A 22,386-nucleotide genomic window follows, 5' to 3' on the forward strand; every position below is an offset into this window, starting at 1 on the left:
TCGCGTACCAGGGCCTGGTTTGCGTGGACGCATTCGCGCCGCGCCCGCCACCAAAACCCTGGTATTTTATACAGAACAATGGGTGATTATATCAGCGTAGTGAGGGATGCCAACCGCGAAATTTCCATATGCGGCAACAGGCGGCTGTCGCTGGCTTGCAGCAGATCTGCGCCCTCAGGTTTGATCCAGCAGGCCTGCATGCCGCAGCGGATCGCGCCCGCAACGTCGGTGGTGAGATCGTCGCCAACGTGCAAAATGTTGCCAATGGGCACGCCAAGACGCTCAGCGGCGCGGTGATACATATCGCTGAAGGGCTTGGATCGCCCGTCCGGCCCGGCGCGCAGAACAAATTTGAAATAGTCGCCGAGCCCGAACAGCTCCGGCTGCGCATTGCCATTGGTGATCGCCACCAGCGACCACTTTTCTGCCAGCTTTGCCAGCGTGTCGTGAGTCTCGTCCGGGACATCAATGCGGCTGCGCCACTGCGCAAAGTTGGCCATTGCCGCTTCGGCACCGGACGCGGCCTCTTCTGCCGTCAGCCCGGCTTCAAGCATGGCGCGCTCAACGGCGCGTCGCCGCCACTCGGTGACATCGTGGTAGATATCCGGCTCGGTTTCGCGCAGTGCCTGGCGCAGGCGCTTAAATTCGCTATTCTCCAGCGTGCTGAGCGCCGGGTGGTAACCCTGCAAAAAGGCCAGCGACTCCTGCTCTGTACGCTGGATCACCAGCCGGTTGTCATAAAGGGTGTCGTCCAGGTCGAAAGTGATCGCCGAGATCTCGCCTGGTGGGCGGTAAAAACGCATTATTTCCCCCGTTTTGCGCGCGGATGCGCCGCATCGTAGACCGAAGCAAGGTGTTGAAAATCAAGATGGGTGTAGATCTGGGTGGTGGACAAATTGGCGTGGCCGAGCAGCTCCTGCACGCCGCGCAGATCGCCGCTCGACTCCAGCATATGGGTGGCAAAAGAGTGGCGCAGTTTATGCGGATGCACATGGCTGTTCAGCCCCTGCTTTATGCCCCATTCAGCAAACCGTTTCTGCACATTGCGCGCCGAGATGCGCTTGCCGAGCTTTGAGAGGAACAGCGCATCATCCTGCGCGCCAAACAGCTCGCGCAGATCGAGCCAGTGCTCAACCCAGCTCACCGCGTTGCGGCCTATCGGCACGCGGCGCTCTTTGCTGCCCTTGCCGAGCACCCACACTTCGCCGCTCTCCAGATCGAGGTGTTTGATATCGAGATTGACCAGTTCCGACAGACGCAGGCCCGCGCCGTACATCACTTCCAGCATCGCACGGTCGCGCACCGCCAGCGGATCGTTAATGTCGATCTCCAGCAGGCGGTTTACATCATCAACATCGATATTTTTCGGCAGATGGCGCGCGGCTTTCGGCGCGGAGATCCCCTTCGCCGGATTGGCGGGCAGCTCGCCCTGGCTCACCAGCCAGTCAAAGAAACTGCGCAGGGCGGAGAGCCGTAGCGCGAGACTCGCCGCGCCCAGCCCTTTGCGGCGGCTACGGGTGGCAATCGAGCGCACCGTGGCAGCATCGCACTGTTGCCAGCTTTTAAGGCCAAGGTTGTCCGCCATCGCCATAATAGCGTCCAGCTGGCGCTGGTAGTTGCGCAGGGTGATCGGGCTGAGCTGGCGCTCAACGCCGAGGTAACGCAAAAAGCGGGTAACGAGCGGGAAGAGCGGCGAAGCGGTCATGCGCGTGCGATCCAGCGCTCAATCAGATCCGGCAGCATCTGCGCGATCTCCTCCAGCAACTGAGTGCCCTGGCCATGTTGATAATGGTGCGGATCGCGGCTGCTGAACAGCACCACGCCGAGCGAGCCATCTTGCCCCATCAGCGACATCGCCACTGAACCGATGGCTTTCGCTTCCGGCAACAGCAGCAACAGCTCCGGCCCGTTGAGCGATCCCAGATAGTGATGCTGGTGACCAAGGCGCTGGATGCGCAGCGGCTCAAACGCCTGGCGAGAGAGGGAGAGATGGGTGTAGCGCGACGGCGCGCCGAGACGCCAGCGATCCGGAAAGAGGCGCACCGTGGCGCCCGCCAGCCCTAAATCGCGCGCCCAGCGGTGCAGACGGTTCAGCATCTCATCAAGGCTTGGCGCGGAAGCCAGCCGACTTTGCAGGCGCAGCAGGCGGTAAAAGAGCCCTTCATTGGCGCTCGCCTGCTCCATCAGCAGCGTCATGTTCTCTTCCAGCACGTTGATGTGGTTGCGCGAGCGCGCCATGTGCCACTCCACCAGAGAAACCGTGTCGCGCACCGCATGCGGCACGCGCATCTGTTCCACCAGCCGCGCGTTACGGATAAAGAAGTCAGGATGGCGCACCAAATAGTCGGCAACGGTCTGATCTTCCAGCTCCGTCAGCGTCTCCTGCAATTCTTCCCCTGGTTGCTTCATAGATGAATAAACCCGTCATAGACATGTGCCGCCGGGCCAGTCATGTACAGCGGTTGGCCCGGGCCTTTCCAGGCGATATCAAGTCGACCGCCTGGTAACTCTACACGAACGCTTTCCGCCAGCAAGCCTTGCTGAATGCCGACGGCAACGGCTGCGCAGGCACCGCTTCCGCACGCCTGCGTTTCACCTGCGCCGCGCTCGAAAACGCGCAGGCGGATATGATCGGTTTTGACGACCTGCATAAAGCCGATATTGGCGCGTTCAGGAAAGCGCTCATGGCTCTCCAGCACCGGTCCCAGCGTCTCTACCGGTGCGTTTTCCACGCTATCGACCTGAATAACACAGTGCGGGTTGCCCATCGATACGACGCCGCAGAGCACGGTTTGTTCCGCCGCGCGCATAATATAGGTCTTCTCAGCCTTGTTCGCGCGAAACGGCACCTGCGACGGTTCGAAGTTCGGTTCGCCCATATTGACGCGCACCAGTTCATCTTCCGTTACGCTCAATACCATACGCCCGTTCGCTGTACTGACGCGAATGTCACGTTTATTGGTCAAACCTTTCAGACGCACAAAACGGGCGAAACAGCGCGCGCCGTTGCCGCACTGCGACACTTCGCTGCCGTCAGCGTTAAAAATACGGTAGTGAAAATCGAGTTCTGGATCGTAAGGAGGCTCAACCACCAGCAGTTGATCGAAGCCCACGCCAAGATGGCGATCCGCCAGACGACGGATCAACTCCGGGGAGAAAAAGAGGTTCTGCGTCACCGCGTCGACGACCATAAAATCGTTGCCAAGGCCATGCATCTTTGAGAACTGCATTATCTACTCCATTTACGCGGGTACAGAGCGGTAACGTCAATAATTCACCTGGGTCGGCGAGCCGGTATCACCCCGATCGTTACTATTCGGAATAGTAGGCTGGATCGTGCTCTCCTGCTTTTTGGTTGGCGGCGGCGCGGTTTTATCGGCCGGAGGGAAGTAGAGCGGCCCTTTCAGACCACAGCCCGTCAGGCTGAACAGAGTCAGCACTACGGCCAGCGTGCGAAACAAATCTTTCATTATCGTTGCCTGTGAGTTGATTCTTACTGCGCTCTATCATCGCAGGAGAAGACACAAAAGCAAGAGTTTGCACGTTTAGGGCAACGGGAAATGTTTCGCGTTATACTGCGGCCATCATAAAAAACAGGAAAGCAGAATGAACGATTCAGAATTTCATCGCCTCGCCGACGGCCTGTGGCTCACCATCGAAGAACGCCTGGATGAGTGGGACGGCGATAGCGATATCGACTGTGAAATCAACGGCGGCGTATTAACCCTCAGCTTTGAAAACGGCAGTAAGATCATCATCAACCGCCAGGAGCCGCTGCACCAGGTGTGGCTGGCGACAAAACAGGGCGGTTACCATTTCAATCTCAAAGGGGATGAGTGGGTCTGCGATCGCAGCGGCGAAACTTTCTGGGATCTGCTGGAGCAGGCGGCAAGCCAGCAAGCGGGCGAAAGCGTCACTTTCCGCTAAGACGCACTGCCCGGGAAACCGGGCAGCAATATCAGGAGAAGTACTGCTGCAACAGCGGTGCGGCGTTATCCTGATTGGCCGGCGATGCGGTGCTGATCGCCTGGTTGCGGAACGGGATCACCTGCGCGCGCCCTTCAACATTCACAATCTGGTAGAACTGCGGCAGGTTGAAGTTGATAAAGCTTGAGCCGTAGGTAAAACGATCGTGGGAGGAGGAGAAGAAGCGGCTTACGTCACGCACCAGCTCCTCTTTGCTGCCTTCGCAGTGGTGATACACTTCGGCGCGGTTGCTCTCATCCAGAATATAGATGTTAAAGCCCTCTTCCCCCGCCTCTTCAAAGAAGAACTGAATAATCCCTTCGCTGGCAAAGCCATCCACCACCGCCGGTAATTCGACGTGGTTGGTCTCCACCTGCACCGACAAACCATGCAGCTTGTTATGAGAGATAGCGCCGTAAAACTCAATGGCGTTTTCCAGCTTCTGCACCGAAACGTTCACGCGTTCAAAGAACAGGCCCCAGGTTTGCCCCGCCACGCGCAGCGCTTTAAAGCGACCGGTTTCGTGACGTGTCGTCGAAAGGCGCAGTTCGATACATTCAGAGACCAGCTGCTGCACGCGGGTGCGGATCAGGCCGCGCAGATGCTGGCTGTAACAGAAGACTTCGACGCTGTCCGGCGGCGCGGCATCCTGGTGCATTTTGCCGAGAATAGTTTTCAGCGCTTCAATCATCGCCTGCTCGCCGTTGAAGTGCAGCGTACGCACTTCGTTCCACGAGTTGCGATAGAGCAGATCGACGCTGCCCACCAGGCAGTTTTGCTGCTCGCCAAAGCTGAAAACATCAAGCTTGCGGAAATCAAAGTGCACCACCTGGTTACGGAACGCCGCTGTCGGGTCGTACTCCAGGTTGACGATAATCGCCAGATGACGGATTTCGCACGGGCTGTAGAGCGCTTTCGGCGTCGGCGCAGGCAGGCGCAGCGGGAAGTGGTGCGAGACATCGGCAACCATCTCCTGCAGCTTCGGCAGATCGACAATGCCGTTGCCCTTAATAAACAGGCGCGTACGCGACGTCAGCAGGCCGTTAAACCATGCCCAGGCGACCAGCTTGTTCAGGTAACGGTTATACTCCAGCGGCTGATGGCTGACGATGGAGTCCATATTCGGCGCACGGTTGTAGAGATACCAACCGGTACGGTTGGCGCGGCCCGGCGGCACATGAATAAAGGTTAAATTCGGTTCGGAGAGATCCGGTGAAATCTGCGGGTTCACCAGCGTCACTTTGCCCGGCAGCGCTTCAAACGCCGCGTAGAGTTTACGGGTTAAAACACCGATATCCTGCGGGCTGGCGGAGACGCTAAGGTTATTACGGCGGGCAAAGCGGATCAGGTTGCGGTAGCTCTGCATCATCGCATCAAGCAGCTCATTATGCGCTTCGCGCACCTGATCGATTTTCCAGTTGGCGCGGTTATCGAGCATTGCGAGGCGCGCTTCGTCCCATCCCCACTCTTTTACTAACTGCGTGATCACTTCGCGACGCCAGCCGACGCAGGCGCGTTCGCGGCTTAGCTTTTCACACACTTTTAAGTAGAAACATCGACGCACCAGGTCAAGACGCGTCGGATCCTCAATCGCTTCCAGATAATGCGTGACGCGCTCAAGCATCATGCAGTAGTGATCGAGACCAAAGGAGACGATCTCGCCGTCGTGCAGGCGCTGTTTGATATCTTTCGCCAGCAGGCGGGTATTCGGATATTCCCAGGAGTAGGCTTCGAGCAGCAGGGTTTTCAGCACCGCTTTATAGGGCGAGTCGATACTCTTATAGAGCTGCCACAGGCTGGCACCGAAATACTCTTCCGCTGAGAGCGAGCTTAAGCCGCCCAGATCGAGCCACTCGTTCGGGGTCAGAACGCCCTGCGCGTAGAGCGTCATGACGTAATCGTCGTAATTTTCCTCTTCGTCGCCCGGCACCATATTCCACAGAATACGTTTACCCGCCAGGCGCACGGCGGTGCGGTAGAACTCATCGAGCAGTAAAATGTGCTGCGTTGAGCCGCAATCTTCGCCGCCGAGGCTGCCGCTTTCATTATGGCGGAAGCGGTTTTCATCAATCAGGAAGAAGCTCACTTCCACGCCAAGGGAAGCCGCCCAGCTCTCCAGCAGGCTGCATTTACGCTGTAACAGCTGGCGCTCGTCGTTATCGAGCCAGGATTGGTGGCAGACCCAGATATCGAGATCGGAAGAGCAGCTCTGCCCAACCGAAGAGGTGCTGCCCATGGAGTAGACGCCGGTGATCGGCAGTTCGCCGGTCGGCGCATCCTGCGCAGGCAGGCCGCGGTTCAGCTCAAGTTCGTTCAGGTAGTGGAGTTGGTTTTCATCAGGCGTGTAGAGGCAAATGCCATTGGGAACGTTACCGTCAAGGTAGCCAGGCATCAGCGGATGGTGATAGTGCAGTAATGTCGGCAGCAGACTGTAAACCTGCTGAAAAGCAGGGCCCATGGCAGCAAGCGCGCGATCCACACGCAGTTGATTAATGGCATCCAGTCGCTGTTTCAGCGTCTCAATATAGAGGTACAAGACATATCGCCTGATGTTTTATACACACCTTCATGCTGATGTTTTGTAGGCCGCAGCTTGAAAAGGGGTGCGTAGACAGAAAATCCAAAAGTAGCCGTTGCCCTTTTTTCGCCGTTATCGTTATGGGAGGACAGACGAAAAAATGGTCTAAAACGTGATCAATCTAACACCTTGCTCATTGACCGTAAAGAAAGATGCGCTACAAACCAGTTTAGCATTAAACGCACTCTGTAAATTCCGAATTACATCCCCCGCTGCGCCTGTTGCGCGGCGTGAGACCCGCAATCGACCGTGAACACTGACACCCTAATGCAACAGTGTTAGGATGGTCAACGGACGAAATTGACGGTATCAAGCATGGTAGACAATGTTTTAAGAATTGCCACACGGCAAAGCCCGCTTGCTCTCTGGCAGGCACATTATGTAAAAGCACGCCTTGAAGCGAGCCATCCGGGGTTAGCCGTTGAGCTGGTGCCGATGGTCACACGCGGCGATGTGATCCTCGATACGCCGCTGGCGAAAGTGGGTGGCAAAGGTCTGTTCGTCAAAGAGCTTGAACGGGCACTGCTCGACAACCACGCCGACATCGCCGTGCATTCAATGAAAGATGTCCCGGTCGATTTTCCCGATGGACTGGGCCTTGTGACGATTTGCGAACGCGACGATCCGCGCGACGCCTTTGTCTCTAACCGCTATAAAGCGCTGGACGAACTGCCCGCAGGCAGTATTGTCGGCACCTCCAGTTTACGTCGCCAGTGTCAGTTGGCTGCGCTGCGCCCCGATCTGGTGATCCGCTCGCTGCGCGGCAACGTTGGCACGCGCCTGAGCAAGCTGGATAACGGCGAATATGATGCGATTATCCTCGCCGTCGCTGGTCTTAACCGGCTGGGTCTTAGCGATCGCGTACGCTGGGCGCTGCCGCCGGAAATCTCACTCCCGGCCGTAGGCCAGGGCGCGGTAGGCGTTGAGTGCCGTCTTGACGATGCGCGTACCCGCGCGCTGCTGCAGCCGCTGAATCATGATGAAACAGCGATTCGCGTCAAAGCCGAGCGGGCGATGAATACCCGACTTGAAGGCGGATGCCAGGTGCCGATCGGCAGCTATGCTGAACTGATTAACGGCGAACTCTGGTTACGCGGGCTGGTTGGCGCGCCGGATGGTTCGACAATGATACGCGGCGAGCGCCGCGGCCAACCGGAAGATGCAGTAAAAATGGGTATTTCGCTGGCCGAAGAGCTGCTGGAGAACGGCGCGCGCGCCATTCTTGCTGATATTTACAACGGAGAAGCCCCCGCATGAGTATCCTGGTCACCCGTCCCTCTCCCTCCGGGGAAGAATTAGTGAGCCGACTGCGCACACTGGGTTTGGTGGCCTGGAGCTTTCCGTTGATTGAATTCACGCCGGGTCGTGAGCTGCCTTTATTACCTGATCGGCTCGCAAGGCTCGGCGCGAATGACCTCGCGTTTGTCCTGTCACAGCACGCTGTCTCCTTCGCGCATGCCCATTTGCAGCAGGCTGGTCTCACTTTCCCAACGGAACCGGCCTGGTTTGCCATCGGACGCACCACCGCGCTCGCGCTGCATACGGTAAGCGGCATCGATGTGCGCTACCCTCATGACCGGGAAATCAGCGAAGTGTTGCTACAATTACCTGAATTGCAAGATGTTCAGGGCAAGCATGCGCTAATCTTACGGGGCAACGGCGGACGCGAGCTGTTGGCGGAAACGTTGACTGAGCGCGGCGCATATGTTGAATTTTGCGAGTGTTATCAACGCAGTGCAAAATTTTATGACGGTGCACAAGAAGCGATGCGCTGGCATACGCGGGGTGTCTCAACGCTGGTGGTCACCAGCGGCGAAATGCTGCAGCAACTTTTTTCACTTATTCCTCCCTGGTATCGGGAGAACTGGTTACTTCGCTGCCGCCTGGTGGTGGTAAGCGAACGTCTGGCGAACCTTGCCCGGGAACTGGGCTGGCAAGAGATTCAGGTCGCTGACAATGCCGACAACGATGCGCTGCTTCGCGCATTACAATAACTCTCATAATGGGAAGCCATAATGACGGAACACGAAAACTCCTCCGCCGTGGTTGAAGAGACCAAAGCGGCTGACGGCGTAACGCCGCCGCCGGAGAAAGCAGAGAAGAAGAGACGCGCTAACAGGACCAGCCTTGCGCTAAGCGCGATCGCCATCGCTATTGCGCTGGCATCGGGCGCCGGGCTTTATGGCTGGGTGAAGCATCAAAATAAAACCCTGCAAACCAGCAATGGCGAAATCGCCGACCAGCTGATCGCGCTGCAACAGACGCAGGATAAGCAGCGTAGCGAGCTGGAAGGGGTGATTAAACAGCAGGCTGATGCGCTGGCGGCAGAAAAACGCCAGAGCGAAGCACTGGCGAAGCAGCTTGATGAAGTTCAGGAGAAAGTCGCGACCATTTCCGGCTCCGATGCTAAAACCTGGCAGCTGGCGCAGGCCGATTTCCTCGTCAAACTGGCGGGCCGTAAGCTGTGGAGCGATCAGGATGTCACCACTGCGGCCGCGTTGCTGAAAAGCGCTGACGCCAGCCTGGCGGATATGAACGATCCGAGCCTGATTACTGCGCGCCGCGCCATCACTGACGATATCGCCAGCCTCTCCTCCGTGACGCAGGTCGATTATGACGGGGCCATTCTTAAGCTGAACCAGCTCTCCAACCAGATCGACAATCTGCGGCTGGCCGACAATAACGACGATGATTCGCCGATGGATTCTGACAGCGGCGAGCTCTCAAGCTCCATCAGCGAGTGGCGCGTTAACCTGCAAAAAAGCTGGCGCAACTTTATGGACAGCTTTATTACCATTCGCCGCCGCGATGAGACCGCCGTGCCGCTGTTAGCGCCGAATCAGGATGTCTATCTGCGCGAGAACATTCGCTCGCGCCTGCTGGTTGCGGCGCAGGCCGTTCCGCGTCATCAGGAAGAGACCTATAAACAGGCGCTGGATAATGTGTCGACGTGGGTTCGCGCCTACTACGATACGGACGATGCGGCCACCAAAGCGTTCCTCGAAGAGGTGGATAAGCTCGGCCAGCAATCTATCGCCATGGAGCTGCCTGAATCGCTCCAGAGCCAGCCTATTCTGGAAAAATTGATGCAGACCCGCGTGCGCAATCTGCTCGCGCAGCCCGCTGTGCCGTCTGAACAGGCACCGTCCGCGCCCGCCGATGCAGCGCAGGGAGAATAATCATGCTGAAAGTATTATTGCTCTTTGCACTGCTTCTCGCCGGTATTGTGCTTGGCCCAATGCTTGCCGGGCATCAGGGCTACGTGCTGATCCAGACCGATAACTACAACATTGAAACCAGCGTCACGGGTCTTGCGATCATGCTGGTGCTGACGCTGGTGGTCTTCTTTGCGCTGGAGTGGCTGCTGCGTCGGATCTTCCGTACCGGTGCGCATACTCGCGGCTGGTTTATGGGCCGTAAGCGCCGTCGCGCACGCAAACAGACAGAACAGGCGTTGCTGAAGCTGGCGGAAGGCGATTATCAGCAGGTTGAGAAGCTGATGTCGAAAAATGCCGATCACGCAGAGCAACCGCTGGTTAACTATCTGCTGGCAGCGGAAGCCGCCCAGCAACGCGGCGATGAAATGCGCGCTAATCAGCACCTTCAGCGTGCCGCCGAACTGGCAGAGAATGACCCGATTCCCGTGGAAATCACCCGCGTTCGTCTGCAACTGGCGCGCAATGAGAACCATGCTGCACGTCACGGCGTCGATAAACTGCTGGAGATTGCGCCGCGCCATCCGGAAGTGCTGCGTCTGGCGGAACAGGCCTATATTCGCACCGGAGCCTGGACGTCGCTGATCGACATCATCCCTTCAATGGCGAAAGCCAACGTTGGCGATGAAGAGCACCGTGACATGCTGCAACAGCAGGCGTGGATCGGCATTATGGATCAGGCGCGCGCCGATCAGGGCAGCGATGGCCTGAAGGGCTGGTGGAAGAATCAGAGCCGCAAAACGCGTCACCAGGTGGCGCTGCAGGTGGCGATGGCGGAGCACTTAATTGAGTGTGACGATCACGACACCGCGCAGGAGATCATCCTCGACGGCCTGAAGCGGCAGTATGACGATCGTCTGGTGCTGGTGATCCCGCGCCTGAAGACCAATAATCCGGAACAGGTTGAAAAAGTGCTGCGCCAGCAGATCAAAACGCAGGGCGATCGCCCGCTGTTGTGGAGCACGCTCGGTCAGTCGCTGATGAAACATGGTGAGTGGCAGGAGGCGACGATCGCATTCCGCGCCGCGCTGAAACAGCGCCCGGATGCGTTTGACTACGCCTGGCTCGCAGATTGTCTCGACCGCCTGCGCCAGCCTGAAGAGGCCGCAACGATGCGTCGTGACGGTCTGCTGCTAACGCTGCAAAACAACCCGCCTGCTTAGCCCTTCCCTTCGCGTTACAGAGCGGCTCTGTCGCGCGAAGCCTCTTTCTTCCGCCATAAAAAAACGCCTGTCAGCATACACTGACAGGCGTTAAAACAGGTCTTTGACAACTAATGGGTGCTTCACTCAACGTTATGCCCATGGTGTTTGATGAGGCCGAAGCGACATCTCTCGGTGGACGATAAGCACCATAAAACGGCTCTGCGTCATTCCTGAGTTTATGAGGCCAGAAGGCGAACATAAGAGATGGAATGAGCATCTACGCCAGTATTATTGCACATAGCGTGCCAACCCCGCATTAAGAAATGTTACATCACGCAACCTTTTAAGAAACCTCTATATTCAGGCTGCTGGTAGGCAGAGAGCGCTCTTACTGTGCATCTCTATAGAGACAATGTGTCGCTGTGGGACGACATATCTACGCCATTTTGGGTAAAGGTTTTTTAATCAATGGGTTACATGTAGCTGATAGGCGACAGCGCCTGATAAGAATGTCGCTGAAGAGCAACAGGGAGAAAATGAGGAAAACCTGAACCGCAGAAAACAAAAAACCCCGCTTACGCGGGGTTCAAAATTGGTCGGCGAGAGAGGATTCGAACCTCCGACCCACTGGTCCCAAACCAGTTGCGCTACCAAGCTGCGCTACTCGCCGTTTTTACTGCTTTTTGACTTTTTTGTTCAATCAAAGTTGTGGTGCGAGGGGGGGGACTTGAACCCCCACGTCCGTAAGGACACTAACACCTGAAGCTAGCGCGTCTACCAATTCCGCCACCTTCGCATCGCCACGAAACTTTTTACTGCTAAATAATGGGGTGGCTAATGGGACTCGAACCCACGACAACTGGAATCACAATCCAGGGCTCTACCAACTGAGCTATAGCCACCACTGTAAATCTGTTCACGCGGTATCGTGATAATTCACGAACCACCGCAGCTCAAGCGCCGGGTTAAAATGGCGCGCCCGACAGGATTCGAACCTGAGACCTCTGCCTCCGGAGGGCAGCGCTCTATCCAGCTGAGCTACGGGCGCGTAGCGCCGTTGCGGGGGTGGATAGTACGGACTTCGGGGGCAGCTGTCTAGTGCTTTTTTGAAGAAAAATGCGCGTTTGGTTATGCTTTGCGCACTTTGTCTCTTATTCACCCACCCGAGGCGTTGCCGCACGGCGATCGAAGCCAAATAGCTTATATACCAGCGTTACGGCGGCCAGGAAGATCACGCCGACAAACAGCGACATACGGGTATCTTCATTGAATCCCATGCCAATCAGCACGCACACCAGGAAGGCCATGGTAAGCCAGTTCGCCCACGGGAACAGCATCGAGCGGAACGGGTGGCTGGCAATCGCCTCTTTGTGGGCCTTACGAAAACGCAGCTGGCTAATCAGGATCACGAACCACGGCACCATGCCCGGCAGCACGCTGGCGCTATAGACATAGACAAACACGCGTTGCGGGTTAGGAATGATGTAGTTCAGGCACGAACCGATCAGCAGAATGATAATCGAGATAGTCACGCCTACCGCCGGCACGCCGTTTTTAGAGACTTTGGCAACCGCTGCCGGTAACTGGCGGTTCTTCGCCAGCGCATAGAGCATGCGGCCACAGCTGTACATCCCGCTGTTACAGCCGGAGAGCGCCGCCGTCAGCACAACAAAGTTAATGATGCCTGCCGCCGCGGTAATACCGATTTTCGCGAAGGTCAGTACGAACGGGCTACCGTTGGTACCAATTTCATTCCACGGGAAGATGGTGACGATAACGAAGATTGCGCCGACATAGAAAATCAGGATGCGCCACAGCACCTTGCTTACGGCACTGCGCAGCGTCACCTGCGGGTTTTTCGCTTCACCCGCGGTAATACCAATCAGCTCAACGCCCTGATACGAGGCAACAACAATACAGAGCGCGGTGAGGAACCCTTTCCAGCCGCCGGCGAAGAAGCCGCCGTGCTCGGTGAGATTGCTAAAGCCGATGGAGTGACCGCCATTGCCAAAGCCGAAGAAAATCACACCCAGCCCCACGATGATCATCACAATGATGGTGGTGACTTTGATCATCGCAAACCAGAACTCAATCTCGCCATACAGGCGCACCGCCGCGAGGTTCGCCAGCGCCACCAGCCCAACGGCAATCAGTGCCGGTATCCACTGGGCGAGATCCGGGAACCAGAACTGGACATAGACGCCAATGGCGGTGATTTCCGAAATCCCTACCGCCATCCACATAAACCAGTAGGACCAGGCGGTGAGATAACCAAAGAAGGGGCTCATGTAACGATGAGCGTAGACCGCGAACGATCCGGCGACCGGCTCGAGGAAGAGCATTTCGCCCATCGAACGCATAATAAAGAAGACGAAAAGCCCGGCGATAATATAGGCCAGCAGAACTGACGGGCCAGCCCACTTCAGGGTGCTGGCGGCGCCCATAAACAGGCCAACGCCGATGGTGCCGCCAAGGGCAATTAATTCAATGTGACGAGACTCCAGCCCACGCTGAAGTTCGGGTTGTTTTTCGGCCATAAATCCTCTGTTGTATTTGCTTCATGCTTCGCCCGCGTCGCGGGTTATTGTTATGAGTTTCCCTCATCCCCTAACAGGCCATGCTGCTCCGCCCCGCGAGAGGGAGGGCGCAAAATAAGCGCGGCGCTGCAATGAGAGAGCGAATGGTTTCTTAAATCGACGGAAATGGCAAACGATGTGTATAAAAAATCCTGGTGGCGCACAATAAAAGAGCAGCCAGAGGAGAAAAGGCAGCGCATTGCGCCGCCGGAGGGGTTCAGAGTTTTCCGCTATAGTGCCAGCGTAAATAGCGCAGCAGACGGAGCTGGCGCTTCAGCCGTGAAGGCTGCGATAACAGGCGGTATAGCCACTCAAGGCCGAGGTTCTGCCAGAATTTAGGCGCACGCTTAACATGTCCGGTAAAGACATCGTAGGTTCCGCCAACGCCCATATAGAGCGCATCCGGGTAAACGAGGCGGCAGTCACGCATAAAAATCTCCTGCCGTGGCGAGCCCATCGCCACGGTGACGATCTTCGCACCGCTGTCGCGGATAGCCGCAAACAGCGTCTCGCGCTGCTCGGGTTTGAAGTAGCCGTCCTGACAACCGACAACATTCACCTGCCACTGGTCACGCAGTTTCTGCACGGTTTGCGCCAGCACGTCCGGCTTACCGCCCACGAGGAACACCGGCGTACCCGTCTCCCCTGCCCTTGCCATTAACGCTTCCCACAAATCGGCACCCGCCACGCGGGAGACCTGCGCCTGCGGAAACTTTTTGCGTATCGATCGCACAACGCTGATGCCATCAGCATATTTAAACTCTGCCGCCTCAATCAGGGCGCGAACCTCGGCATCATCTTCCAGCGTCAGCATCTTTTCGGCATTGATCGCTACCAGCGTACCCTGCTTCACGCGCCCGTCAGCGAAGAGATGATCCAGCGCGTGGGGCATATCGCGCCAGCCAATCAACTTCAGGCCGCGCAGGTCATACAGCGGTGCCTCCGTCTTGTCCGTCATGTTTGATCCTTTTTACAACTGGGAGAGCGGTTTGACCGCGCGCGTACCGCGACGCTGTATCAACCCGGCGCTATCGAATAGCCAGTACAACAGTTTCGCCGCCAGCAGGCAGAAAGCGAACACGGCGAGGAAAAAGACCACACGAGAGGCGAATGCATCCAGCCCTTCACGCGCCAGCACAATCATGTTGAAGATCGCCCCAAAGCAGAAGCTGTGCAGGATCGCCGCCTTGTAGCGGTTTGTTTCCCGGTTGCCCAGGTTATACACCCAGTCGAACCATTTGATGATCAGCCCCACCGCTGCCGCACCCAGCGGAATAAACCACGCACCGCCCATCACCACTAATGAGCCAATCAGCGTCGGTGAAATCGCCAGCCCTGAGTGGTTATTCAGCACTTCCCAGGTAAAGTAGTTCGCAGTGTTGAGCACAATACCCGGGCGCGATGGCCACAGCCAGGTTGGGATAAAGACGTAGAAGTCGCGCACAATGGGCGCCAGCCCCTGGAACTCAATCTTGTCGTAGTTTTGCAGCAGCAGAGCGAGGTTTTCCCACGGCGAGAAGGTATCGCGCGTCAGGTAGAGGAAGGTGTAAAACGCTTCATCGCCGCGCACATCCAGCCCGTAGCGTTTCAGCGCCAGCCAGAACATGCCAACAATGCCGAGCACGCCCGCCGCCGCCAGCATCCACAACGAGATCCAGCCGCGAATAATGCCGATAAACAGGAAGATGGCGAAGGCAATGATGATATTGGCGCGCGTACCGCCAACAATCATGTAGGTCAGCAGGCCAAACGCCACGGTGCTGACCAAAAAGAAGAGCCAGGTCTGGGCATTCTGCCGCAGGAAGTAGACCACCAGCATCGCCGGGATAAAGAAATAGAAGAAGCGCTTCAGCGCTACGCCAGAGACTTCGCTGGAGAAAATCTGGCTATAGGAGTGCAGACGGAAGAGTAGAAACCCGTTGTGCATAAAGAAGATGCCGACGCTCACCAGCGCGATGACCATCAGGATCACCCACGTCAGATGCGCCTCTACCCGGTTAATGGTAAAGAGCGGACGACGCGACGTCAGCGACGACGAGGTGCGCAGCCGCGTTTTATAGGTCACATAGTAGATGCCATAGAAGCAGGTCGCCGCCAGCAGCGTCTGCATCAGGATATCGGGCGGCGCAACGCCAACGTTGAAGCGAAACACCAGCACGCTGGTCAGCGGAAAACCAAAGAAGAAGGTCAGCAAAAAGAGCAGCGAGAAGAAGACGTTAAAGTTAAAACGTACGCGGCGAAATTCGAACCAGGTGAGCGTGCCGATAAACAGCGTCGCCAGCAACCAGATAACAAACAGTCCGCAAAATTCGAGTGGGCTCATCCGTTGATCCCCGCAGCGTTAAGGAGCGCTTTGTGCCACAGCGTTTCGTAATTCGGGCTGAAAAAGGCGATGGCGTTTTTATCCACCGCTAACAGCTGGCGGCGGGCCTCGCGGATCACCGCCTCATCCAGCGCATCGCCGGTAAAGAGGACGGGAATGCCTTCCGCCACCATATCGCGCCAGAAGGGGTTTTCACGGTTCAGCACACAAGGTACGCCCGCCTGGATCAGCAGACACATCGTGCCAATCCCCTGCTGGCGGGCAAAAATGAAGTAACCCAGATCGCACTGCGCGAGCAGCCCGAGATAGGCATCAAAATCCATTTTCTCATCGAGGATGCGCAGGTTATCAGCGCTGAAGAGCGCCAGCCCGGCGCTGCGCACCGACGCGATATAAGCCTCGTTATTCGCCGGGTAGCCCATCGGCACAATGATACTGACCGTATCGCCAAACTGACGGTGGATCGCCTGCAAAGCAGCAATATGCTCATTGCTGGCATCGCCGGAGTTGCCGACCAGAATCGTCAGCTTGCCCGTCTGCGGGCGCTCATCCGCCATATTGTTCAGCGCCGGATCCATACGCGTTGGGAAGTAGAGCAATTCACCGGGCACTTTAGGATTACGTTCGGCAAACCACGCCAGATCGCCACGGGTTGCGAAGATACGGCCCACGCGGCGCTGCGCTAAGCGCCGCAGCGGATAGAAGAGACGGAATTTCAGGCTGCGGGAGACCTCATACAGATCGGCGCCCCAGGCGTGCCAGTAAAATTGCTCGCGCTTGATAGCCCCTTGCAGAAGTGCCAGCCAGAGATCGAAATTAAACTGACCATGAAAAAAGAAGCGTTGCTGACGTTGCGCTTTCGCCTGGGCAATTACCGCCTTTGCCAGCGTCTTTTTGTCGGGATAAAAATGCAGCGTCAGCGCAGGATAGAGCGCCCGCTGCGACTCGTCGCGCCCGACAACCATAAACTCGCGGGCATACTCTCCCGATGCCGCGAGATGGTCATTAAAGAAGCGCAGCACAGTTTGGTTATGGTGTGGGATATCCGATCCCAGTATGTGAATCAGTGCAGTCATGCCTTTTTACGCCAAATCAAAAAAACGCCGCAACAAACAGCGAAATAGATAATGTAGGTGGCCATGTAGGCCTGCGCCGCGCCCGCCGCGCCGTGCGCCGGGATAAGCCAGCGCGCAAAGAGCGTCAGCAGCGCAAACTGGCTTATCTCAGCCAGTATATAGAATCGCAGTGAAGCCTTCGCGATGACTAAATAGCCAAAGACGTAAGCCCCCACTTTCAATACATCCCCGACCAGCTGCCAGGCGAAGAGATCGCGCATGGCGATAAACTTCTCGGAAAAGAGCAGCCAGATTGCCAAATCGCGCAGCAGCCAGACGCCGAGGCTTACCGCCGCAACGGCAGGCAGAACAAAGCGCAATGACCTGCCGATTTCACGCGAAATCTCCTGCTTCGTCACCAGCCGCGACAATGTCGGTAACAGATAGACGCTAAACGAGGCGGTAATAAACTGCAGGTAAGCATCTGAGATGGTGCTTACACCCTGCCAGATCCCCACATCATCCCAGCTGTAATGAGCAGCAAGCTGGTTTCGCATCATCACGTAAGCCAGCGGCATCGTAAACGAGGTGATGAGTGCCATCAGGGTAAATTTACCCAGTTGGCCGGCCAAAACACGATCCCACTGCGGCCTAAAGAAACGCAACGGTATCGCTTTACGTCTCAGCAACATCGCCATCGCCGGGATCACCACCAGCGCGGGTACCAGCGCCAGCCCCAGCAGCGCACCCTGATAGCCGCCGATGCGATAACAGAGATACCAGGCCAGCACGCCAATGAGGCTACCGATAATCAGCGACAGCGCATTTCCTGCCGCATCGCGGAACCCCTTCATCACTGCAAGCAGCAGGTTGGCCCAGGCGATGCCCATCTGCACCAGCGCAACTAAACGCACAAGACCCTGATAGTGGGTATGACCAAACAGCCCCTGGCTGATGGGCGCAGCGGCGAGCAGGAACAGCAGCGCCAGCAGGGTTGAGAAACCGAGCACCATCGCCGATGAGGTGCCAACAACCACGCGCAGACGCGCTGGATCGTCATGAGACTGCGCCACAAACTTAGTGACGCCATTAAAAATCCCCGCGCCCGCCAGCACGCCAAGCACGGTAATTAGCTGGCGAAAGTTACCAGCCTGTCCGACGCCGGATGGCCCGAACGCCATCGCCAGCAGCTTGACCACCAGCAGGCCCGCGCCGATTTTGACCAGCGTGCTTGCGGCAGTCCAGAGCGATGCTTTTGCCAGTGACATATCAGCTGAAGTAGCTCAGAAGCGTGCTGATCACCGTCCGCTGATTGACCGACGCCAGGTTGTAGAAGAGCGGCAGGCGAAGCAACCGCTCACTCTCTTGCGTGGTATAGCGGTCTTCGCCGTGAAACGTGCCGAACTTCTCACCGGCCGGCGAGGCATGCAGCGGAATATAGTGGAACACCGCCAGGATCTCCGCTTCCTTCAGGAAAGCGATCAGTTTGCTGCGATCCGCTTCGTCGCGCAGCTTAATGTAAAACATGTGCGCGTTGTGGCTGCACTCTGCCGGAATCGAGGGCAGCTCAATGCGCCCGGATTTTGCCAGCGGGGAGAGCGCATCATAGTAGTTTTGCCACAAGGCCAGCCGCTGCTGGTTAATGCGATCGGCCGACTCCAGCTGCGCCCACAGGTAGGCAGCCTGCAAATCGGCCATCAAATAGCTGGAGCCGATATCGCGCCAGGTGTACTTATCGACCTGCCCGCGGAAAAACTGGCTGCGGTTGGTGCCCTTTTCACGAATCACTTCGGCGCGTTCAACCAGCGCGCGATCGTTAATCAGCGTCGCGCCGCCTTCACCGCCCGCGGTGTAGTTTTTGGTTTCGTGGAAACTAAAGCAGCCAATATGGCCGATGGTGCCTAATGCCCGCCCTTTGTAGGTCGACATCACGCCCTGCGCGGCATCTTCCACCACAAACAGCTTATGCTTTTGCGCGATCGCCATGATGGTATCCATTTCGCAGGCGACGCCCGCGTAATGCACCGGCACAATCGCGCGCGTCTTATCGGTGATTGCCGCTTCAATCCGCGTCTCATCGATGTTCATCGTATTCGGGCGGATATCAACGAAGACAATCTTCGCCCCGCGCAGCACAAAGGCGTTGGCGGTGGAGACGAAGGTGTAGCTCGGCATGATCACTTCATCGCCAGGCTGGATATCCAGCAGCAGCGCGGCCATCTCCAGCGATGCGGTGCATGAAGGCGTCAGCAGGACTTTGGCACTGCGAAAACGCTGCTCCATCCACTGCTGGCAGCGGCGGGTAAAACCGCCGTCGCCGCATAATTTCCCGCTGCCCATTGCCGACTGCATGTAGTCAATTTCCGTTCCTACTACCGGTGGTGCATTGAAAGGGATCATAGCGTTACCTGTATAGCCATAAGGCGGTGCTTTCTATATTCGCGCCGCTCTGAATATATCGTTTAAGTGCGGCAGTATTCCCAAGCTGGGTCGCCACACGCACATGCGTTAACTGCCGCGCTCGCGCCCACTGGCACGCCGCCTGCATCAGTTTTTCGCCCATACCGCGTCCGCCGAGCAGGCCAATACGCGCCTCGTGCTCATTAAGCTGGCGAAGGGAGACAAAACCGCTAATTGCATCGTCCTGCGCGTGGAAGATCAGACACTGGTGGTCGAAAAGCCCCTTTACCGCATTTTCAATCCACTGCGCATAGAAACGACCGCTCGCATCAGGCGCGTACCAGGGCGTACGAAAGCGGCTCTGGACAAACATCTCTTCCGCCATCTGGCGCAGCGCGGGAATATCGCTTTCATCTGCCACAGTGGCGACGGGATCGATACCCTGTGCGGCAACCGGCAGCAGCAGATCGATTTCACCTTCGACCAGTTGAAAACCCTGCTGTTGCAGGGCATCAAGCTGATGGGTTTGCGCGGCGGGCAATTTCACCTGCAGGCGTTCCCACTGTGCAAAATCTGCGCCAGTGAGCGCGGGCGCGGAAGAATTCAGACGAATAATCCCACTGCGCACGCCAAAAAAGGCGCTTTCCCATGCCAGCTCATCTATCGTGCCATGCACCGCCATGCTAAATCCTTAGCGCCAGACGCCTTTGGTATCAACGACCCACAGCTGCGAAATGGTGGCGGCATCAACCGTTTTAAACTGCTTATGGTCGACCAGCATCACCAGCACATCGGCCTGCGCCAGCGCATCCTGGGTATTAACCAGCGTGCTCTGCCCGGCCATTTTCTCCGGCAGCGTGTCGATATTCGGTTCGACGACCAGCGTTTGGCCGCTGTGCCACTGGGCGATGTCGTGCGCGATCTCCATTGCCGGGCTTTCACGCAGATCGTCAATGTTCGGTTTAAACGCCAGCCCGAAGCAGGCAATTTTAACCTCGCTGGCGCGCTTGCCAGTCGCGGTCAGGCAATCGGCGACCGTGGCTTTCACCTGGTTCAGCACCCAGTGCGGTTTGTGATCGTTCACTTCACGCGCGGTACGGATAAGCCTTGCCTGATCGGGGTTCTGCGCCACGATAAACCACGGATCGACCGCGATACAGTGACCGCCAACGCCCGGGCCGGGTTGCAGGATATTGACGCGCGGATGGCGGTTCGCCAGGCGGATCAGCTCCCAGACGTTGATCCCCTGATCGGCGCAAATCAGCGACAGTTCATTGGCAAAAGCGATGTTAACGTCGCGGAAGCTGTTTTCCGTCAGCTTGCACATCTCAGCGGTGCGGGCGTTAGTCACTACGCACTCGCCTTCAAGGAAGATTTTATAAAGCTCGCTGGCGCGGGCGGAACACTTGGGTGTCATGCCGCCAATCACGCGGTCATTTTTAATCAGTTCGACCATTACCTGGCCCGGCAGCACGCGCTCCGGGCAGTAGGCGATATTCACGTCCGCCTGCTCGCCAGCCTGCTGAGGGAAGGTGAGATCCGGGCGCGCCTCGGCGAGCCACTCTGCCATCTGCTCCGTCGCGCCAACCGGCGAGGTCGATTCGAGGATCACCAGCGCGCCTTTATGCAGCACGGGCGCAATGGATTTAGCTGCCGCTTCAACGTAGGCCATATCCGGCTCGTGATCGCCCTTAAAGGGTGTTGGCACCGCAATCAGGTAGGCGTCTGCCGCAACAGGCGTGGTGCTGGCGCGCAGGTAACCGCCCTCCACCGCCGCTTTTACTACGCTATCCAGTTCCGGCTCAACGATGTGGATCTCACCACGATTAATGGTCTCCACGGCACGCGCGTTGATATCCACCCCCACGACCTGCTTCTGCCGGGAAGCAAAAGCCGCTGCGGTAGGCAGGCCAATGTAGCCGAGGCCAATCACGGAAATGGTTGTAAAGCTCATAGTGTTACCTGATTGTGTTTAAGTGCGTGCAAAATTCGGCCACAAGCCTGCCCATCCCCGTAAGGGTTGTGCGCGCGGCTCATGGTCTGCCATGCTTCATTGTCATTAAGCAGGAGCGTGACCTCATCGACGATGCGCTGGCGATCGGTACCCACCAGTTTTACGGTTCCGGCATCGACGGCCTCTGGCCGCTCGGTCGTGTCACGCATCACTAGCACCGGTTTACCCAGTGAAGGCGCCTCCTCCTGAATACCGCCGGAGTCCGTCAGGATCAGCCAGGCGTGGTTCATCAACCACATGAAGGGTAAATAGTCCTGCGGCTCAATCAAAAAGACATTTTCAACCGGCCCGAGAATGCGGTTTACCGGTTCGCTGACGTTAGGATTGAGGTGCACGGGATAAACAATCTGGACATCGTCATGCCGGGCAGCAATATCTGCCAGCGCGTGACAAATCTGCTCGAAGCCCTGGCCGAAGCTCTCCCGGCGATGGCCGGTAACCAGCACCAGCTTTTTCTTTGCATCAAGGAAAGGATAACGGGCTGCCAGCGCCTCATATTGCGCGGGGTTGTTCATCACGCTATCGCGTACCCAGAAGAGCGCATCGATCACCGTATTACCGGTGACGAAAATGCGCTCATCGGCGACATTTTCCCGGCGTAGATTTTGCCGGGAGTTCTCCGTCGGCGCGAAGTGGTACATTGCCAGATGACCTGTCAGCGTGCGGTTAGCCTCTTCCGGCCAGGGTGAGGAGAGATCGCCGGTGCGCAGACCCGCCTCCACATGCCCCACGGGTATGCGTTGATAAAACGCGGCGAGGCTTGCAGCAATAGTGGTAGTGGTATCGCCGTGAACCAGCACGACATCCGGACGAAATGCTTCAAGAATGGGTTTTAATCCCTGCAAGATGCCGCAGGTAATTTCGGTCAGCCCCTGCCCGGGACGCATAATATTTAGATCGTAATCCGGGACAATAGAAAAGAGGTTCAGCACCTGATCGAGCATCTCCCGATGCTGTGCAGTGACGCAAACTCTTGCCTCAAAGTCAGGATCCTTTGCCAGCGCATGAACCAGCGGTGCCATTTTGATGGCTTCTGGTCGCGTGCCGAATACGGTCAGTACTTTCACAACGATTCTCTTTAATTAGAGGATGGAGGCATAGCGCCCCCATCTCA

Annotated in this window: 20 protein-coding genes and 4 tRNA genes; 5 read left to right on the forward strand and 19 right to left on the reverse strand. The window is 57.1% G+C overall.

Annotation, left to right across the window (positions count from 1 at the left end; genetic code table 11):
* Nucleotides 1-86: 86 nt before the first annotated feature.
* Genes yigB through lptM form a run of 5 tightly spaced genes read right to left on the reverse strand, consistent with a single transcriptional unit; the run spans nucleotide 87 to nucleotide 3,470 of the window.
* Entirely contained in the window at nucleotides 87-803 is a 717-nt protein-coding gene (gene yigB / locus ACWPW2_RS14050) for a 5-amino-6-(5-phospho-D-ribitylamino)uracil phosphatase YigB (RefSeq protein WP_454123723.1), read from the reverse strand.
* Entirely contained in the window at nucleotides 803-1,705 is a 903-nt protein-coding gene (gene xerC / locus ACWPW2_RS14055; protein WP_454123725.1) for a tyrosine recombinase XerC, read from the reverse strand. The genes yigB and xerC overlap by 1 nt, the downstream gene beginning before the upstream one ends.
* Nucleotides 1,702-2,409: a DUF484 domain-containing protein gene (locus ACWPW2_RS14060; RefSeq protein WP_023479550.1), complete on the reverse strand. Its 708-nt coding sequence runs from the start codon at nucleotides 2,407-2,409 to the stop codon at nucleotides 1,702-1,704. Before ACWPW2_RS14060 ends, xerC begins: the two co-directional genes overlap by 4 nt.
* Nucleotides 2,406-3,230, reverse strand: coding sequence for a diaminopimelate epimerase (gene dapF, locus ACWPW2_RS14065; RefSeq protein WP_023479551.1), 825 nt, complete (start codon nucleotides 3,228-3,230; stop codon nucleotides 2,406-2,408). Before dapF ends, ACWPW2_RS14060 begins: the two co-directional genes overlap by 4 nt.
* A 36-nt stretch (nucleotides 3,231-3,266) precedes the next feature.
* Nucleotides 3,267-3,470 carry an LPS translocon maturation chaperone LptM gene (lptM, locus tag ACWPW2_RS14070; protein ID WP_023479542.1) on the reverse strand — a complete coding sequence of 68 codons (204 nt, stop codon included), beginning with the start codon at nucleotides 3,468-3,470 and terminating at the stop codon, nucleotides 3,267-3,269.
* 136 nt (nucleotides 3,471-3,606) lie between these two features.
* Between lptM and cyaY the strand changes: the two genes are divergently transcribed.
* Complete coding sequence (gene cyaY / locus ACWPW2_RS14075; RefSeq protein ID WP_023479612.1) at nucleotides 3,607-3,927, forward strand: iron donor protein CyaY; 321 nt, start codon at nucleotides 3,607-3,609, stop codon at nucleotides 3,925-3,927.
* A 31-nt stretch (nucleotides 3,928-3,958) separates the two neighbouring features.
* Here the strand turns inward: cyaY and cyaA are convergent, their stop codons facing one another.
* Nucleotides 3,959-6,502 (reverse strand): class I adenylate cyclase, encoded by a 2,544-nt coding sequence (gene cyaA, locus ACWPW2_RS14080; RefSeq protein WP_023479540.1) that lies wholly within the window; start codon nucleotides 6,500-6,502, stop codon nucleotides 3,959-3,961.
* Nucleotides 6,503-6,859: 357 nt separating this feature from the next.
* On the opposite strand from cyaA, the gene hemC reads away from it, so the two are divergent.
* From hemC to hemY, 4 genes are read left to right on the forward strand one after another with little or no spacing between them, the layout of a single operon-like run.
* Complete coding sequence (gene hemC / locus ACWPW2_RS14085; RefSeq protein WP_454123729.1) at nucleotides 6,860-7,801, forward strand: hydroxymethylbilane synthase; 942 nt, start codon at nucleotides 6,860-6,862, stop codon at nucleotides 7,799-7,801.
* Complete coding sequence (gene hemD / locus ACWPW2_RS14090) at nucleotides 7,798-8,538, forward strand: uroporphyrinogen-III synthase (protein WP_454123731.1); 741 nt, start codon at nucleotides 7,798-7,800, stop codon at nucleotides 8,536-8,538. Before hemC ends, hemD begins: the two co-directional genes overlap by 4 nt.
* 21 nt (nucleotides 8,539-8,559) lie before the next feature.
* Entirely contained in the window at nucleotides 8,560-9,723 is a 1,164-nt protein-coding gene (gene hemX, locus ACWPW2_RS14095; protein ID WP_454123733.1) for a uroporphyrinogen-III C-methyltransferase, read from the forward strand.
* 2 nt (nucleotides 9,724-9,725) lie between these two features.
* Entirely contained in the window at nucleotides 9,726-10,922 is a 1,197-nt protein-coding gene (gene hemY, locus ACWPW2_RS14100) for a protoheme IX biogenesis protein HemY (RefSeq protein WP_023479581.1), read from the forward strand.
* A gap of 575 nt (nucleotides 10,923-11,497) precedes the next feature.
* On the opposite strand, the gene ACWPW2_RS14105 is transcribed toward hemY, so the two are convergent.
* The 13 genes from ACWPW2_RS14105 to wecB all read right to left on the reverse strand — a co-directional run bounded on the left by ACWPW2_RS14105 (nucleotide 11,498) and on the right by wecB (nucleotide 22,339).
* Nucleotides 11,498-11,574, reverse strand: a tRNA-Pro gene (locus tag ACWPW2_RS14105).
* 39 nt (nucleotides 11,575-11,613) lie between these two features.
* Nucleotides 11,614-11,700 (reverse strand) — tRNA-Leu (locus tag ACWPW2_RS14110).
* Nucleotides 11,701-11,730: 30 nt separating this feature from the next.
* Nucleotides 11,731-11,806: transfer RNA gene (locus ACWPW2_RS14115), tRNA-His, on the reverse strand.
* 69 nt (nucleotides 11,807-11,875) lie between these two features.
* Nucleotides 11,876-11,952: transfer RNA gene (locus ACWPW2_RS14120), tRNA-Arg, on the reverse strand.
* A 103-nt stretch (nucleotides 11,953-12,055) separates the two neighbouring features.
* Complete coding sequence (thrP, locus tag ACWPW2_RS14125) at nucleotides 12,056-13,441, reverse strand: bifunctional threonine/serine APC transporter ThrP (RefSeq protein ID WP_313164134.1); 1,386 nt, start codon at nucleotides 13,439-13,441, stop codon at nucleotides 12,056-12,058.
* Nucleotides 13,442-13,697: 256 nt separating this feature from the next.
* Nucleotides 13,698-14,438: a lipopolysaccharide N-acetylmannosaminouronosyltransferase gene (gene wecG / locus ACWPW2_RS14130; RefSeq protein ID WP_454123735.1), complete on the reverse strand. Its 741-nt coding sequence runs from the start codon at nucleotides 14,436-14,438 to the stop codon at nucleotides 13,698-13,700.
* Between the two features lie 12 nt (nucleotides 14,439-14,450).
* A complete protein-coding gene (gene wzyE / locus ACWPW2_RS14135) occupies nucleotides 14,451-15,803 on the reverse strand; it encodes an ECA oligosaccharide polymerase (protein WP_454123737.1) in 1,353 nt (450 codons plus the stop codon).
* Entirely contained in the window at nucleotides 15,800-16,879 is a 1,080-nt protein-coding gene (locus ACWPW2_RS14140) for a TDP-N-acetylfucosamine:lipid II N-acetylfucosaminyltransferase (protein ID WP_454123739.1), read from the reverse strand. The genes wzyE and ACWPW2_RS14140 overlap by 4 nt, the downstream gene beginning before the upstream one ends.
* Complete coding sequence (gene wzxE / locus ACWPW2_RS14145; protein ID WP_454123741.1) at nucleotides 16,876-18,126, reverse strand: lipid III flippase WzxE; 1,251 nt, start codon at nucleotides 18,124-18,126, stop codon at nucleotides 16,876-16,878. Before wzxE ends, ACWPW2_RS14140 begins: the two co-directional genes overlap by 4 nt.
* 1 nt (nucleotide 18,127) lies before the next feature.
* Entirely contained in the window at nucleotides 18,128-19,258 is a 1,131-nt protein-coding gene (gene rffA / locus ACWPW2_RS14150; protein WP_454123743.1) for a dTDP-4-amino-4,6-dideoxygalactose transaminase, read from the reverse strand.
* Between the two features lie 4 nt (nucleotides 19,259-19,262).
* A complete protein-coding gene (gene rffC, locus ACWPW2_RS14155; RefSeq protein WP_454123745.1) occupies nucleotides 19,263-19,940 on the reverse strand; it encodes a dTDP-4-amino-4,6-dideoxy-D-galactose acyltransferase in 678 nt (225 codons plus the stop codon).
* 9 nt (nucleotides 19,941-19,949) lie between these two features.
* On the reverse strand, nucleotides 19,950-21,212 hold the full coding sequence (gene wecC / locus ACWPW2_RS14160; protein WP_454123747.1) for a UDP-N-acetyl-D-mannosamine dehydrogenase: 1,263 nt from the start codon (nucleotides 21,210-21,212) through the stop codon (nucleotides 19,950-19,952).
* Nucleotides 21,209-22,339, reverse strand: a complete 1,131-nt coding sequence (wecB, locus tag ACWPW2_RS14165; protein ID WP_023479595.1) for a non-hydrolyzing UDP-N-acetylglucosamine 2-epimerase — start codon at nucleotides 22,337-22,339, stop codon at nucleotides 21,209-21,211. Before wecB ends, wecC begins: the two co-directional genes overlap by 4 nt.
* Nucleotides 22,340-22,386 lie beyond the last annotated feature (47 nt).

It is taken from the genome of Kosakonia sp. Marseille-Q7440 (assembly GCF_965119485.1).

What these genes read in the sequence shown, in the direction of transcription:
- yigB (WP_454123723.1), bottom strand. Translation starts at nt 803, where the DNA reads ATGCGTTTTTACCGCCCACCAGGCGAGATCTCGGCGATCACTTTCGAC.
- xerC (WP_454123725.1), bottom strand. Translation starts at nt 1,705, where the DNA reads ATGACCGCTTCGCCGCTCTTCCCGCTCGTTACCCGCTTTTTGCGTTAC.
- ACWPW2_RS14060 (WP_023479550.1), bottom strand. Translation starts at nt 2,409, where the DNA reads ATGAAGCAACCAGGGGAAGAATTGCAGGAGACGCTGACGGAGCTGGAA.
- dapF (WP_023479551.1), bottom strand. Translation starts at nt 3,230, where the DNA reads ATGCAGTTCTCAAAGATGCATGGCCTTGGCAACGATTTTATGGTCGTC.
- lptM (WP_023479542.1), bottom strand. Translation starts at nt 3,470, where the DNA reads ATGAAAGATTTGTTTCGCACGCTGGCCGTAGTGCTGACTCTGTTCAGC.
- cyaY (WP_023479612.1), top strand. Translation starts at nt 3,607, where the DNA reads ATGAACGATTCAGAATTTCATCGCCTCGCCGACGGCCTGTGGCTCACC.
- hemC (WP_454123729.1), top strand. Translation starts at nt 6,860, where the DNA reads ATGGTAGACAATGTTTTAAGAATTGCCACACGGCAAAGCCCGCTTGCT.
- hemD (WP_454123731.1), top strand. Translation starts at nt 7,798, where the DNA reads ATGAGTATCCTGGTCACCCGTCCCTCTCCCTCCGGGGAAGAATTAGTG.
- hemX (WP_454123733.1), top strand. Translation starts at nt 8,560, where the DNA reads ATGACGGAACACGAAAACTCCTCCGCCGTGGTTGAAGAGACCAAAGCG.
- hemY (WP_023479581.1), top strand. Translation starts at nt 9,726, where the DNA reads ATGCTGAAAGTATTATTGCTCTTTGCACTGCTTCTCGCCGGTATTGTG.
- thrP (WP_313164134.1), bottom strand. Translation starts at nt 13,441, where the DNA reads ATGGCCGAAAAACAACCCGAACTTCAGCGTGGGCTGGAGTCTCGTCAC.
- wecG (WP_454123735.1), bottom strand. Translation starts at nt 14,438, where the DNA reads ATGACGGACAAGACGGAGGCACCGCTGTATGACCTGCGCGGCCTGAAG.
- wzyE (WP_454123737.1), bottom strand. Translation starts at nt 15,803, where the DNA reads ATGAGCCCACTCGAATTTTGCGGACTGTTTGTTATCTGGTTGCTGGCG.
- ACWPW2_RS14140 (WP_454123739.1), bottom strand. Translation starts at nt 16,879, where the DNA reads ATGACTGCACTGATTCACATACTGGGATCGGATATCCCACACCATAAC.
- wzxE (WP_454123741.1), bottom strand. Translation starts at nt 18,126, where the DNA reads ATGTCACTGGCAAAAGCATCGCTCTGGACTGCCGCAAGCACGCTGGTC.
- rffA (WP_454123743.1), bottom strand. Translation starts at nt 19,258, where the DNA reads ATGATCCCTTTCAATGCACCACCGGTAGTAGGAACGGAAATTGACTAC.
- rffC (WP_454123745.1), bottom strand. Translation starts at nt 19,940, where the DNA reads ATGGCGGTGCATGGCACGATAGATGAGCTGGCATGGGAAAGCGCCTTT.
- wecC (WP_454123747.1), bottom strand. Translation starts at nt 21,212, where the DNA reads ATGAGCTTTACAACCATTTCCGTGATTGGCCTCGGCTACATTGGCCTG.